The sequence below is a fragment of the Buttiauxella sp. A111 genome (genome assembly GCF_014189855.1).
GTDB classification, from domain to species: domain Bacteria; phylum Pseudomonadota; class Gammaproteobacteria; order Enterobacterales; family Enterobacteriaceae; genus Buttiauxella; species Buttiauxella selenatireducens.
The window spans coordinates 687,341-701,116 of sequence record NZ_BJFN01000002.1 but is presented as its reverse complement, the minus strand read 5'-3'; the positions used below and the strand labels follow the sequence as shown (position 1 = coordinate 701,116).

Below are 13,776 nucleotides of genomic sequence, written 5' to 3'. Positions count from 1 at the left end.
ACGAGACATCTTCGGGTTGTGAGGTTAAGCGACTAAGCGTACACGGTGGATGCCCTGGCAGTCAGAGGCGATGAAGGACGTGCTAATCTGCGATAAGCGTCGGTAAGGTGATATGAACCGTTATAACCGACGATTTCCGAATGGGGAAACCCAGTGTGATTCGTCACACTATCGTTAAGTGAATACATAGCTTAACGAAGCGAACCGGGGGAACTGAAACATCTAAGTACCCCGAGGAAAAGAAATCAACCGAGATTCCCCCAGTAGCGGCGAGCGAACGGGGAGCAGCCCAGAGTCTGAATCAGTTTGTGCATTAGTGGAAGCGTCTGGAAAGTCGCAGGGTACAGGGTGATACTCCCGTACACAAAAATGCACTTGCTGTGAACTCGAAGAGTAGGGCGGGACACGTGGTATCCTGTCTGAATATGGGGGGACCATCCTCCAAGGCTAAATACTCCTGACTGACCGATAGTGAACCAGTACCGTGAGGGAAAGGCGAAAAGAACCCCGGCGAGGGGAGTGAAACAGAACCTGAAACCGTGTACGTACAAGCAGTGGGAGCCTCTTTTATGGGGTGACTGCGTACCTTTTGTATAATGGGTCAGCGACTTATATTCTGTAGCAAGGTTAACCGTATAGGGGAGCCGCAGGGAAACCGAGTCTTAACTGGGCGTTAAGTTGCAGGGTATAGACCCGAAACCCGGTGATCTAGCCATGGGCAGGTTGAAGGTTGGGTAACACTAACTGGAGGACCGAACCGACTAATGTTGAAAAATTAGCGGATGACTTGTGGCTGGGGGTGAAAGGCCAATCAAACCGGGAGATAGCTGGTTCTCCCCGAAAGCTATTTAGGTAGCGCCTCGTGAACTCATCTTCGGGGGTAGAGCACTGTTTCGGCTAGGGGGCCATCCCGGCTTACCAACCCGATGCAAACTACGAATACCGAAGAATGTTATCACGGGAGACACACGGCGGGTGCTAACGTCCGTCGTGAAGAGGGAAACAACCCAGACCGCCAGCTAAGGTCCCAAAGTCATGGTTAAGTGGGAAACGATGTGGGAAGGCACAGACAGCCAGGATGTTGGCTTAGAAGCAGCCATCATTTAAAGAAAGCGTAATAGCTCACTGGTCGAGTCGGCCTGCGCGGAAGATGTAACGGGGCTAAACCATGCACCGAAGCTGCGGCAGCGACGCTTAGGCGTTGTTGGGTAGGGGAGCGTTCTGTAAGCCGTTGAAGCTGGACTGTGAGGTCTGGTGGAGGTATCAGAAGTGCGAATGCTGACATAAGTAACGATAAAGCGGGTGAAAAGCCCGCTCGCCGGAAGACCAAGGGTTCCTGTCCAACGTTAATCGGGGCAGGGTGAGTCGACCCCTAAGGCGAGGCCGAAAGGCGTAGTCGATGGGAAACAGGTTAATATTCCTGTACTCGGTGTTACTGCGAAGGGGGGACGGAGAAGGCTATGTTAGCCGGGCGACGGTTGTCCCGGTTTAAGCATGTAGGCGGAGAGTTTAGGTAAATCCGGACTCTTATCTAACGCTGAGGTGTGATGACGAGGCACTACGGTGCTGAAGTAACAAATGCCCTGCTTCCAGGAAAAGCCTCTAAGCATCAGGTAACATCAAATCGTACCCCAAACCGACACAGGTGGTCAGGTAGAGAATACCAAGGCGCTTGAGAGAACTCGGGTGAAGGAACTAGGCAAAATGGTGCCGTAACTTCGGGAGAAGGCACGCTGTCGGTAGGTGAAGCGATTTACTCGTGGAGCTGAAGGCAGTCGAAGATACCAGCTGGCTGCAACTGTTTATTAAAAACACAGCACTGTGCAAACACGAAAGTGGACGTATACGGTGTGACGCCTGCCCGGTGCCGGAAGGTTAATTGATGGGGTTATCCGTAAGGAGAAGCTCTTGATCGAAGCCCCGGTAAACGGCGGCCGTAACTATAACGGTCCTAAGGTAGCGAAATTCCTTGTCGGGTAAGTTCCGACCTGCACGAATGGCGTAATGATGGCCAGGCTGTCTCCACCCGAGACTCAGTGAAATTGAAATCGCTGTGAAGATGCAGTGTACCCGCGGCAAGACGGAAAGACCCCGTGAACCTTTACTATAGCTTGACACTGAACATTGAGCCTTGATGTGTAGGATAGGTGGGAGGCTTTGAAGCGTGGACGCCAGTCTGCGTGGAGCCAACCTTGAAATACCACCCTTTAATGTTTGATGTTCTAACGTAGACCCGTGATCCGGGTTGCGGACAGTGTCTGGTGGGTAGTTTGACTGGGGCGGTCTCCTCCTAAAGCGTAACGGAGGAGCACGAAGGTTAGCTAATCACGGTCGGACATCGTGAGGTTAGTGCAAAGGCATAAGCTAGCTTGACTGCGAGAGTGACGGCTCGAGCAGGTGCGAAAGCAGGTCTTAGTGATCCGGTGGTTCTGAATGGAAGGGCCATCGCTCAACGGATAAAAGGTACTCCGGGGATAACAGGCTGATACCGCCCAAGAGTTCATATCGACGGCGGTGTTTGGCACCTCGATGTCGGCTCATCACATCCTGGGGCTGAAGTAGGTCCCAAGGGTATGGCTGTTCGCCATTTAAAGTGGTACGCGAGCTGGGTTTAGAACGTCGTGAGACAGTTCGGTCCCTATCTGCCGTGGGCGCTGGAGAATTGAGGGGGGCTGCTCCTAGTACGAGAGGACCGGAGTGGACGCATCACTGGTGTTCGGGTTGTCATGCCAATGGCATTGCCCGGTAGCTAAATGCGGAAAAGATAAGCGCTGAAAGCATCTAAGCGCGAAACTTGCCCCGAGATGAATTCTCCCTGAGACCTTGAGTCTCCTGAAGGAACGTTGAAGACTACGACGTTGATAGGCTGGGTGTGTAAGCGTAGCGATACGTTGAGCTAACCAGTACTAATGATCCGTGAGGCTTAACCTTACAACACCGAAGGTGTTTTAAGATAATGAGAAAGACACTTTAATTTTCAGCTTAATTCCAAGATTTTACGTTAATGGTTGCAGATAACACTGCGACGGTTAATGAAACAGAATATGCCTGGCGGCAGTAGCGCGGTGGTCCCACCTGACCCCATGCCGAACTCAGAAGTGAAACGCCGTAGCGCCGATGGTAGTGTGGGGTCTCCCCATGCGAGAGTAGGGAACTGCCAGGCTCCAAATTAAAGCGTGCTGATATGGCTCAGTTGGTAGAGCGCACCCTTGGTAAGGGTGAGGTCCCCAGTTCGACTCTGGGTATCAGCACCAGTTTTTAGGTTAATGTTCGGCGCTGGATAAAGAATTTGCCTGGCGGCAGTAGCGCGGTGGTCCCACCTGACCCCATGCCGAACTCAGAAGTGAAACGCCGTAGCGCCGATGGTAGTGTGGGGTCTCCCCATGCGAGAGTAGGGAACTGCCAGGCTCCAAATAAACAAAAAGGCCATCCGAAAGGATGGCCTTTTTGTTTTGTATCATTGTAAGAGATAAAGCCACCTCTGTGGCTTTTATCTTTAAATATCAATGAATAACCTGAGACAGGAAAGCGCGTGTACGTTCTGATTTTGGATGAGCAAAAAACTCATTTGGAGGCGCCTGCTCAACAATTTCCCCTCGATCCATGAAGATCACTCTATCTGCTACCGTTCGTGCAAAGCCCATTTCATGTGTCACACACAGCATGGTCATCCCTGATTCAGCAAGGCCAATCATCGTATCGAGCACTTCCTTTACCATCTCTGGATCAAGTGCAGAGGTGGGTTCATCAAAAAGCATGATCTTTGGCTTCATACACAACGAGCGAGCAATCGCCACGCGTTGCTGTTGCCCTCCGGATATTTGCCCCGGAAATTTATGCGCATGCTCGGCAATTCGTACTTTTTCCAGATAATGCATTGCCAGCACTTCAGCCTCTTTCTTGGGCATTTTTCGCACCCAAATTGGAGCTAGCGTACAGTTCTGCAACACGGTGAGATGCGGGAAAAGATTAAAATGCTGGAATACCATCCCTACTTCGGTTCGAACCTTCTCAATATTTCGCAAATCATCGTTTAGCTCAGTACCATCAACGACAATACGCCCTTGCTGATGTTCTTCCAGATGATTAATACAACGTATGGTTGTGGATTTACCTGAGCCGGAAGGGCCGCACAATACAATGCGCTCACCTTTCTGCACCTTCAGATTGATATCTTTTAGCACATGAAACTGCCCGTACCATTTATTGACATTCTCCAGCATGATCATCGCATCAGCGGGGCGCATAGTAATTTGACTCATTTATTCATCCTCAATGCGGTGTTCGTCCGGTGTTAAAACGTTTTTCAAGATGCTGGCTATAGCGCGACATACTGAAACAGAAAATCCAGTAGATGAGAGCGGCAAAGACGTAGCCTTCAGTCGACATGCCAAGCCAGGCAGGATCAACAGTGGCTTGTTGTACACTGCTGAACAGATCAAACAGGCCGATAATGATCACCAGGCTGGTATCTTTAAACAGCGCAATGATGGTATTGACCAGGCCTGGGATCACCATTTTCAGTGCCTGGGGTAAGATAACCAGCCCTTGTGTTTTCCAGTAACCAAGCGCCAGAGACTCTGCGGCTTCATATTGCCCTTTTGGTAAGGCCTGTAAGCCCCCGCGGACCACTTCAGCGACATAAGCTGACTGGAATAGGATCACCCCGACGAGTGCGCGGATTAGTTTATCGATGCTTGTTCCTTCCGAAAGAAACAATGGCAACATGACTGATGACATGAACAACACCGTGATTAACGGTACACCGCGCCAGAACTCGATAAATACCACGGATAATATTCTGACGACTGGCATGGTTGAGCGTCGACCTAATGCCAGTAAGATCCCCAAAGGTAAGGCACCAGCGATCCCTACCGAAGCAATGATCAACGTTAATGTGAGCCCGCCCCACTGGCGAGTTTCGACACGATCCATCCCCAAAAAGCCACCGTACAATAGGCCCCAAACAACCAATGGATAGATGACAGCCCACACAGCAATGTATCGTCCGCGGTGCGGCATGGCATTCCAGAACATTGGGATTATCGATACGAGCCCAACAAGCAGTGCGAGATTAATGCGCCAACGCTGGTCATGCGGATACAACCCATACATAAACTGCCCGAACCGTGCGTGGATAAACACCCAGCAAGCACCTTCCTTAGTACAGTCTGCACGGGTCTCACCAAACCAGTTTGCCTGGAATATCGTCCAATTTAGCAATGGGGGGATAAGCTCCCACATCATCCACAAACAGAAAATAGTCAGTAAGCTGTTAGACCAGCTGGAAAAGAGATTTTTACGAGCCCACTGTACGGTCCCTAAACGAACCACTGCTGGGCGCGTGTGATGTGACATCAATGCTTTTGCCATCGTAATTCCTTAGCGCTCTATCAGGGCAATTCGCCGATTATAGATATTCATCAATAGCGAAATAGTCAGGCTTATAACCAAATACACCGACATCGTTATGGCAATAGTTTCAATCGCTTGTCCTGTCTGATTGAGGACTGTACCTGCAAATAGTGAAACCATATCCGGGTAGCCAATAGCGGCTGCCAGCGATGAGTTCTTAACGATATTGAGATACTGACTAGTGAGCGGTGGAATGATCACGCGCATTGCCTGCGGAATGATGACCTGACGCAATGTGACCGGGTTCGGTATCCCTAACGAACGTGCCGCTTCGTGTTGGCCATAAGGCACGGACTGAATGCCTGCACGGATGATTTCAGCAATGAAAGCCGAGGTATAAACCGATAACGCCAGGGTTAATGCCGCCAGCTCAGGAATCAGAACCATCCCTCCGCGGAAGTTAAAGCCGCGCAACGCTGGAATATCCCAGTGCAGTGCAGAACCGAAAATCCACTGGGCAAGCATCGGCAATAATATCAATAGGCCCAGCGCGTACGGCCAGGTACGACGTAACTGCCCAGTTTTGATCTGATGCATTTTGTTGTAACGATACAGACCTGCTGATGCGATAAGTGCCAGGATAATTGCGGCCAAAAAGGCCAGCGCACCTTCACCAATCTGTGGCGATGGGATGTAAAGCCCGCGATTACTCAGAAAAAGAAGATCGAATGCACTGACCGCCTGGCGAGGGCCTGGAAGGTTACGCAGTACGGCAAAATACCAAAAGAAGATTTGCAATAAAGGTGGAATATTGCGGAACGTCTCAATGTAAAAAGTAGACAGCTTGCGCAGTAGCCAGTTATCGGAAAGCCGAGCCAGCCCGAGGAAAAAGCCAATAAATGACGCAAACAGTATGCACAGTGCTGAAACCAATAAGGTATTCAGCAGACCAACAATGAACACACGTCCATAGGTATCACCCTGTTCATAATCAATAAGATGCTGAACGATACCGAAGCCGGCGCTACGGTCAAGGAATGCAAAACCTGAGGTAATGCCACGATTGTTAAGGTTAGTGACGGTGTTGAGTATCAGGTAAATAGCGATGCCGACAACGGCGACGACAGCAATAATCTGAAACAGCCAGGCACGAACCGCTGGGTTAGAAAAGGAAATATCACCTTTTACGATTGGGCGGCGATGGGACATAAGCGAACCTCAGTGACATGAACTCAAACTTTTGGGCACTACTGTTGTAGTGCCCATTTCTGACGTATCGCTTAGCGAACCGGTGGTGCGTATTGAATGCCACCTTTATTCCACAAGTTGTTTTGTCCACGTTTGATTTTCAGCGGGCTTTCAGAGCCAACGTTGTGCTCGAAAATTTCAGCGTAGTTGCCCACTTGTTTGACGATGTTGTATGCCCATTTGTTGTCGAGTTTCAGGTCCTTACCAAAATCACCTTCTTTACCTAACAGGTGCGCCATATCTGGCGTTGTTGGGTTAGCGGCCATCTGGTCAACGTTTTTAGAATCAACACCCATCTCTTCAGCATTCAGCATAGCGAACAAAGTCCAGCGCACGATGGAGAACCAGTCTTCATCTCCACGACGGACAACAGGGCCTAAAGGTTCTTTTGAAATAACTTCTGGGAGAACAATCCACTCACCAGGATTGCTCAGTTTTATGCGCAGAGCGTAGAGTTGCGACTGATCGGAAGCCAGGGTATCGCAGCGACCGGATTCCAATGCTTTAGCTGATTCATCAGAACGGTCGAAAGTCACTGGAGTGTATTTCATGTTATTGGCTTTGAAATAGTCAGCAACGTTGAGTTCAGTGTCCGTGCCTGCCTGAATACAAACCGTTGCGCCATCCAGTTCCTTCGCGCTTTTCAAATCCGCTTTGTTGTGGGTCAGGAAGCCGATACCGTCGTAATAAGTGACACCAGTAAACGACATACCCATGCCCGCATCACGGGAGGAAGTCCAGGTGGTATTACGCGATAAAATGTCTACTTCACCGGATTGCAGAGCAGTGAAACGCTCTTTCGCTGTCAGTGGGGTGTATTTCACTTTCGACGCATCGCCAAATACCGCAGCTGCAACACCACGGCAAACGTCCACATCAATACCGGTAAATTTACCGTTTGCATCGGCATAAGAAAAACCAGGCAAGCCGTCACTGATTCCGCACTGCACAAAGCCTTTCTTTTTTACCGCTTCAAACGTGGAACCAGCATGGGCCTGATTAACAACCGCGAATAATGCACCGGCTGCGACCAGAGTGGAGATCAATGTCTTTTTCATAATGCATCCTGTGTGGCGAAATTATCGTTATAAGTGTTGGCGTCCGGGTGGCACCAATTGTCCTGTCTGTGGCATCTGCCAGTCTGGATAAAGCAAAGGGAGTGCCAGGATTGCGAACGAGGGTTTGCGTGTACCGCTCGACGCAGTAAGCAGAGTGTAGACAGTAAAAATGGCTCTCAGCGCCCTGTAACGGTGCAAAACTGAAACCTACGCCACATTTCAGCGCAAAAAAGTTTCAGTTTTTGATCATGTGAAAAGAAGTAATTTCAGGGGTTAACATTAGCGTGAGTAGTATGAAGAGTGGAGTGTGAGAGAAATCACGACTTGTGCTGCAATAAAACAAAACCTAAAAGAACTGAGTGATTTGTTTCACGCTAAAAAGATTTGGCGGCTGAGGGATTAAAACTAAAAAACAGGGAGGTTGTGACGATTTGCACTTTAACAATGCAAAGGTTCTGTTCGAGATATCCAAAAAAAAGCGCGCCATCATCAGGGCGCGCTTTTCAAAAATATGCTTTGGCTTATTTAGTTAAGGCCACAATACCCAGCGTTAATCCGGCAATCGCTGCGGCACCACCGGCGATAGCCCCCGCCGTTTCCCAGTTATCTTGCGTTGTCCCTTTCATACAGGTATTGGTGTGCACCAAACGTCCCTGGTCGTCATAGACCGGCACACAAGGTGAGTTGGTCGCACAACCCGCCAGAAGCGTAGAAAGCAACGCAGCGGCAATGAGCTTTTTCATATGGAACCTCGTTAACGCAAACCCCGCCCAGGGATGACTTGTGCGCTATGGCCACAAAGTTATCTAAAAACCTGGTCCGGTGTGAATGTGATGATTTTATCACCGTGATAAGCCTGGCGAGGAGTCGGGAATAATTGCAATTCATGTGCTGTGTAAACAAAGTGGAGAAAAGTGCTGATGGGCAAAAAAATGTGGAGAGAAAATGAAGTTAACTATTTTTCAGACATTCGAAAAGGCGCTTTCCCACCCCGCAATGCATAGCGGCTATGACATAGATTCAGTCGTTCTTTTAAATCCACTTCTGCGCTATACCGATGGAGCAGAAAGACTCTACCCCGAAAGTTGAACGGGTAGAAAAAAAGATAATGATCTCTTTGATATTACGATTAATCTCGGGGCATATTATAGTCTTGATTATTACATGGTTAATTTTAAGGATAAGAATATGCCAGCAGTAATTGATAAAGCATTGGATTTCATTGGCGGTATGAACACATCTGCATCCACGCCGCATCCCATGGATGAAAGCACCGCTAAGGGGATGCTGAAGTATTTAAAAGAATTAGGTGTGCCGGCTAGCGCAGCCGATGTTACTGCACGCGGTATTCAGGATGGATGGGATACCGGATTCACGAAAAAAGTGGCCGGATGGGCTGATAAAATTCAGTCTGGTGACCGTGTTGTTATTAAAAATCCTGAGTACTTTTCTTCATACATGCAAGAAGAACTCCGGGCTCTCGTGTGAGTTGACCGATAGCTAACTGCTAACTACTCCAGGCGCTTTCACTATCAATGTGGGAGCGTCCATTTCCACTCTCCTCACTTTACACTTCCCCGCAGTCCGCACACCAACTCTACAACCAGAATCCAATGATGCTAATCAATGGAATTGGTTTGCTAATGCTCACTATTGTTCAAGAGTATGTGTAGTCAATGGTGGAGTCCATTCGTTAAAAAAGGCGCTTCCCCATGCCGAGTAGCGCCTTTTTAAACAACAAGTTAACTGATTAGTATCAGTTCATGCCGTATTTTTTCAATTTCTTACGCAGCGTGCCACGGTTGATGCCCATCATCAGGGCAGCGCGGGTTTGGTTGCCACGGGTGTATTGCATCACCATGTCCAACAATGGCTGCTCTACTTCAGCCAATACCAGCTCATACAGATCATTAACATCTTGACCATTCAGTTGAGCAAAATAGTTCTTCAGTGCTTGTTTCACGGAGTCACGCAGAGGTTTTTGGGTAACCTGATCCTGTGAGTTAACGGTTGAAACGGTTAGTACGTCAGAATTTACGCGTTGTTCGAACATAGTTCTGTCAGCTCTTTATTTCTAATTACGCAAGATTTTCGAAGTATGCCTCCAACGCCTCAAGCTGTTCGCTTGCATCCTCAATGGCGTTGAATGTGCGCCGAAACTGGTCATTTGGAGCGTGTTCCTGTAAGTACCAGGAAACGTGTTTACGGGCAATTCGGTATCCCTTTGCATGACCATAAAAGTCATGAAGTTCGCGAATGTGTCCGCAAAGTAAGCGCTTCACCTCTGCCAGAGGCAGTGGCGGAAGCAGCTCTCCAGTGTCCAGATAATACTGGATTTCCCGAAAGATCCAGGGTCTTCCCTGAGCTGCACGTCCTATCATCAGAGCATCTGCCCCTGTATAGTCGAGTACGGCTCTGGCTTTAAGCGGGTCAGTAATGTCACCATTCGCGATTACCGGAATGGAAACTTTCTGCTTAACTGCCCGAATGCTGTCGTATTCAGCATCTCCCTGAAATAAACAGGCGCGTGTGCGTCCATGAATTGTCAGAGCCTGAATGCCACAGTCTTCAGCCAGTTGGGCAATCTCTTCACAGTTACGGTGCGCCGTATCCCAGCCAGTGCGAATTTTCAATGTAACAGGTACGTCAACTGCGTTAATAACCGTTGTCAGGATGGACTTCACCAGACTTGGGTATTGCAGCAGAGCGGAACCTGCGAGTTTACGATTCACTTTCTTCGCCGGGCATCCCATATTGATATCAATAATCTGGGCGCCATTAGCCACGTTAATGCGTGCGGCCTCTGCCATCTCATCAGGATCACTACCGGCAATTTGCACGGTGCGAATACCTGGTTCATTCACGTGCACCATACGTAAACGTGATTTATCACTCGCCCAAACTTCAGGGTTAGAGGACATCATCTCGGAAACAGTTAGTCCGGCTCCCATCTCGTAACACAGCGTCCTGAATGGTCTGTCAGTGATGCCAGCCATAGGTGCTGCAATCAGTCGATTTCTGAGCTGGTGGTGTCCAATGCGCATGAGTTAAGAAATGACCATACTTGCCTGCAAGGCGGCGTATATTACGCATTTTTGGCCTGAGATGAAAGGCCAAACTTTGAACAATCAGCTGTCGTAGATCAATGAATCCTCATCCCGCACAGTGGAAAAAATAAATTAAGCATTAATTTCAATGCATTGCATGAATTTGGTTGATTTGTGCGCTTTTATAATTTCGCCATAATCAGTAGTAATTCATGATTATTAACTCGATAGACACGCGATAAAGTGCTGGTTAAATCACCAAAATCAGTGTTTTTCTGCGATCGGTATCTCATTTTGTTGCGTTATATCACTGCGATGAATTGTTCTGAAGGGCATGAAGATGGGTAAGAAACTGATTCAGTAACGTGGTCAAAGGACCACGTTACTGGTGTGCGCTTTTTAGCGTTTGAAACCGGTAATGCGGCACCACTCTTCTTTTTCGGCAACAGGATCGAGGGTGAATTTGTCCTGATACGCTTCACAAACACCTTCTGCCTGGCTTGCCAAAACGCCAGAAAGCCCCAGAAAACCGCCCTGGACCGGCAGCACGCTGATTAACGGTGCTAACTCACGTAAAGGGCCTGCCAGTATGTTTGCGACCACGACATCGGCGCTCATGGCTTCTGGCTGGTCTTTAGGTAAATACAGTTCCAGACGTTCAGAGACACCGTTGCGTTCTGCGTTATCACGGCTGGCCTGAATAGCCTGGGGATCGATATCAATACCAATCGCTTTGGCCGCACCCAGTTTCAGAGCGGCAATGGCAAGAATACCTGAGCCACATCCGAAATCGATTACCGTTTTACCCTCCAGATCCAGACCATCAAGCCATTCCAGGCACAAAGATGTGGTTGGGTGAGTTCCGGTACCAAACGCAAGGCCCGGATCCAGCATCACGTTCACCGCAGTTGCATCGGGAACATCACGCCAGCTTGGACAGATCCACAGGCGTTGACCAAAACGCATTGGGTGGAAGTTATCCATCCACTCGCGTTCCCAGTCTTTGTCTTCCAACTGTTCGATTTTGTGCGGGAAACCCACGCTCAGAAGTGGGCAATTTTCGAGGATTGCCACGACTTCCTTCATGTCTGTTTCTGCGTCATACAGGCCAATCACATCGGTATCGCCCCATAAACGGGTTTCGCCAGGTAATGGCTCGAATACTGGTGTGTCATGGGTGTCCTGAAAGGTAACGGAAACCGCACCGCTTTCAATCAGCGCATCGCCGAGTTCTTCAGCGTTGCCGCCAGAGGTATTAATTTTCAGTTGAATCCATGGCATAGCGAAACTCTTTATTTATCAGTAGTTGAAACGAGTGCTGGAACAGGCAGTGGCTGACCGAAACGGTTGCCCACAAGGAACGCCAGCAAACTTAGTAATAAGGATGGCACAATTGGGTGGAAGCCAAGTACCTGGACATTGAAGCTCGCCAGCACGGCATACAACCCGCCACCAACAATCATCGCGCTCAGCGCACCTGCAGCATTAGCGCGTTCCCAATACAGACCCAGCACCAGCGGCCACAGGAATACGGCTTCAAGTCCGCCAAATGCCAGCAAGTTCAGCCAGATGATCATCTCTGGTGGACGCCAGGCGGCGAGCAGCAGTAACGCTCCCAGAATCAGCGTGATCACCGATGACATTCTTTTCAGGCGTCGTTCGTTGTGGATCTGTTCCGGGCGCATGTTCAGATAAAGATCTTTGACGATCGTAGCGGAGGATTGCAGCAATTGGGCATTAATTGTCGACATAATTGCCGCCATCGGTGCAGCAAGGAAGATCCCCGCAGCGAATGGGGGTAACACCGTGACCATCAACGTTGGGATAACCAGGTCTGGTACTTTCAAATCAGGTATCACTGCGCGGCCTAACGCCCCGGCGAGATGCATTCCAAACATCAGAATGGCAACCACAATTGTGCCGAGGATAATGCCACGGTGCACGGCTTTGCTGTCTTTGTAAGAGATGCAGCGCACTGCGGTGTGAGGCAAACCAATCACCCCGAAACAGACCAGCACCCAGAACGAGGTCATAAACGTCGGCGAAAGGATGTTATCCGCACCCTGTGGAGAGACAAGCTTAGGGTCGATGTGCTGAAGCTTATCTACCGCGCTGTGCAATCCACCCGCCGCATGAACGATGCCAATTAACAACAAAATCGTACCAATCAGCATCACCATTCCTTGCATCGCGTCATTAAGCACGCTGGCGCGGAAGCCACCAAAAGCGGTGTAAAGAGCGATACTGATGCCAAAAATCAACAAGCCTGTTTCGTAAGGAATACCTGCCGCAGTCTCCAGCAAGCGCGCTCCACCGATGAACTGCACGGTCATTGCACCAACAAAAGCGACTAACAAGCTAATACTTGCCATCCACACCAGCAGACGGCTTTGATAACGGGCGTACAACATGTCATTAAGCGTCACCGCATTATATCGGCGCGCAAGTATGGCGAACTTTTTTCCCAGAATCCCCAAAGACAGCCACACAGCAGGTAGCTGAATCATCGCCAGCAGAACCCAACCGAGCCCATATTTATAGGCAGCACCGGGCCCGCCAATAAACGAACTTGCGCTGATATAGGTCGCAGTGAGTGTCATCGCCAATACGAATCCACCCATTGAACGGCTGCCCAGGAAATACTCGTTGAGGAAATTACCTGTAGTACGACGTTTCATGGCATACATCGAAATGCCAAAAACCACCACCAGATAAGCGACCAGTGGCAGTATCACTTCAAGCTGCATGATCATCCTCCAGAGGAATATCACGGAAGATAAATTTCACCATGGCCCAGCACAGTAAAATGAACAGCAAAGGTACCAGCAGGCACGCCATTTCAAACCAGTGTGGCAGGCCTGTCAGGCCAATATCATTACCCGGTAAGTAAGCAGCCACTAACCATGCTGCAAGATAAAGAAGGGTTAGCCAAAGCGCCCAGCGGGCTTCTTTATTGGCCTGAACAAAACGCGCGTCCATTATTGTCCCTTGAGTTAGCGGAAAGCGGCGATTGTAACGCATAGCGGCGTGATGAGGATCAAAAAAGAAAAAGGCCGGATAACCGGCCT

At 49.3% G+C, this 13,776-nt stretch carries 11 protein-coding genes, 1 tRNA gene and 3 rRNA genes; 5 read left to right on the top strand and 10 right to left on the bottom strand.

The window, feature by feature from the left end; genetic code table 11:
* Positions 1-22: 22 nt before the first annotated feature.
* From BSPA111_RS09285 to rrf (BSPA111_RS09270), 4 genes are all read left to right on the top strand, one after another.
* Positions 23-2,931: ribosomal RNA gene (locus BSPA111_RS09285) — 23S ribosomal RNA — on the top strand.
* Between the two features lie 116 nt (positions 2,932-3,047).
* Positions 3,048-3,163: ribosomal RNA gene (gene rrf / locus BSPA111_RS09280) — 5S ribosomal RNA — on the top strand.
* A 15-nt stretch (positions 3,164-3,178) separates the two neighbouring features.
* Positions 3,179-3,254, top strand: a tRNA-Thr gene (locus BSPA111_RS09275).
* A 38-nt stretch (positions 3,255-3,292) separates the two neighbouring features.
* Positions 3,293-3,408 (top strand): 5S ribosomal RNA (rrf, locus tag BSPA111_RS09270).
* Between the two features lie 95 nt (positions 3,409-3,503).
* On the opposite strand, the gene BSPA111_RS09265 is transcribed toward rrf (BSPA111_RS09270), so the two are convergent.
* From BSPA111_RS09265 to BSPA111_RS09245, 5 genes are all read right to left on the bottom strand, one after another.
* Entirely contained in the window at positions 3,504-4,262 is a 759-nt protein-coding gene (locus BSPA111_RS09265) for an amino acid ABC transporter ATP-binding protein (protein ID WP_183270857.1), read from the bottom strand.
* Between the two features lie 10 nt (positions 4,263-4,272).
* Entirely contained in the window at positions 4,273-5,373 is a 1,101-nt protein-coding gene (locus BSPA111_RS09260; RefSeq protein WP_183270856.1) for an amino acid ABC transporter permease, read from the bottom strand.
* A 9-nt stretch (positions 5,374-5,382) separates the two neighbouring features.
* Entirely contained in the window at positions 5,383-6,564 is a 1,182-nt protein-coding gene (locus tag BSPA111_RS09255) for an amino acid ABC transporter permease (RefSeq protein ID WP_183270855.1), read from the bottom strand.
* Positions 6,565-6,635: 71 nt separating this feature from the next.
* A complete protein-coding gene (locus BSPA111_RS09250) occupies positions 6,636-7,661 on the bottom strand; it encodes an amino acid ABC transporter substrate-binding protein (RefSeq protein WP_183270854.1) in 1,026 nt (341 codons plus the stop codon).
* Between the two features lie 521 nt (positions 7,662-8,182).
* A complete protein-coding gene (locus BSPA111_RS09245) occupies positions 8,183-8,404 on the bottom strand; it encodes a hypothetical protein (protein WP_034459881.1) in 222 nt (73 codons plus the stop codon).
* Between the two features lie 421 nt (positions 8,405-8,825).
* Here BSPA111_RS09245 and BSPA111_RS09240 point away from each other — a divergent pair, with 421 nt between their 5' ends.
* Entirely contained in the window at positions 8,826-9,149 is a 324-nt protein-coding gene (locus BSPA111_RS09240) for a DUF1889 family protein (RefSeq protein ID WP_183270853.1), read from the top strand.
* A 268-nt stretch (positions 9,150-9,417) separates the two neighbouring features.
* Here BSPA111_RS09240 and fis read toward each other — a convergent pair whose 3' ends face one another.
* The 5 genes from fis to BSPA111_RS09215 form a co-directional block, all read right to left on the bottom strand.
* The gene (gene fis / locus BSPA111_RS09235) at positions 9,418-9,714 is read right to left on the bottom strand and encodes a DNA-binding transcriptional regulator Fis (protein ID WP_000462905.1); all 297 of its coding nucleotides are present in this window, start codon (positions 9,712-9,714) and stop codon (positions 9,418-9,420) included.
* A 25-nt stretch (positions 9,715-9,739) separates the two neighbouring features.
* Positions 9,740-10,705, bottom strand: coding sequence for a tRNA dihydrouridine synthase DusB (gene dusB, locus BSPA111_RS09230; protein ID WP_034498926.1), 966 nt, complete (start codon positions 10,703-10,705; stop codon positions 9,740-9,742).
* Between the two features lie 402 nt (positions 10,706-11,107).
* Entirely contained in the window at positions 11,108-11,989 is an 882-nt protein-coding gene (gene prmA / locus BSPA111_RS09225; protein ID WP_183270852.1) for a 50S ribosomal protein L11 methyltransferase, read from the bottom strand.
* 11 nt (positions 11,990-12,000) lie between these two features.
* Complete coding sequence (panF, locus tag BSPA111_RS09220; RefSeq protein WP_183270851.1) at positions 12,001-13,455, bottom strand: sodium/pantothenate symporter; 1,455 nt, start codon at positions 13,453-13,455, stop codon at positions 12,001-12,003.
* Positions 13,445-13,687: a YhdT family protein gene (locus tag BSPA111_RS09215; protein WP_183270850.1), complete on the bottom strand. Its 243-nt coding sequence runs from the start codon at positions 13,685-13,687 to the stop codon at positions 13,445-13,447. The genes panF and BSPA111_RS09215 overlap by 11 nt, the downstream gene beginning before the upstream one ends.
* Positions 13,688-13,776: the final 89 nt, after the last annotated feature.

What these genes read in the sequence shown, in the direction of transcription:
- BSPA111_RS09265 (WP_183270857.1), bottom strand. Translation starts at nt 4,262, where the DNA reads ATGAGTCAAATTACTATGCGCCCCGCTGATGCGATGATCATGCTGGAG.
- BSPA111_RS09260 (WP_183270856.1), bottom strand. Translation starts at nt 5,373, where the DNA reads ATGGCAAAAGCATTGATGTCACATCACACGCGCCCAGCAGTGGTTCGT.
- BSPA111_RS09255 (WP_183270855.1), bottom strand. Translation starts at nt 6,564, where the DNA reads ATGTCCCATCGCCGCCCAATCGTAAAAGGTGATATTTCCTTTTCTAAC.
- BSPA111_RS09250 (WP_183270854.1), bottom strand. Translation starts at nt 7,661, where the DNA reads ATGAAAAAGACATTGATCTCCACTCTGGTCGCAGCCGGTGCATTATTC.
- BSPA111_RS09245 (WP_034459881.1), bottom strand. Translation starts at nt 8,404, where the DNA reads ATGAAAAAGCTCATTGCCGCTGCGTTGCTTTCTACGCTTCTGGCGGGT.
- BSPA111_RS09240 (WP_183270853.1), top strand. Translation starts at nt 8,826, where the DNA reads ATGGTTAATTTTAAGGATAAGAATATGCCAGCAGTAATTGATAAAGCA.
- fis (WP_000462905.1), bottom strand. Translation starts at nt 9,714, where the DNA reads ATGTTCGAACAACGCGTAAATTCTGACGTACTAACCGTTTCAACCGTT.
- dusB (WP_034498926.1), bottom strand. Translation starts at nt 10,705, where the DNA reads ATGCGCATTGGACACCACCAGCTCAGAAATCGACTGATTGCAGCACCT.
- prmA (WP_183270852.1), bottom strand. Translation starts at nt 11,989, where the DNA reads ATGCCATGGATTCAACTGAAAATTAATACCTCTGGCGGCAACGCTGAA.
- panF (WP_183270851.1), bottom strand. Translation starts at nt 13,455, where the DNA reads ATGCAGCTTGAAGTGATACTGCCACTGGTCGCTTATCTGGTGGTGGTT.
- BSPA111_RS09215 (WP_183270850.1), bottom strand. Translation starts at nt 13,687, where the DNA reads ATGGACGCGCGTTTTGTTCAGGCCAATAAAGAAGCCCGCTGGGCGCTT.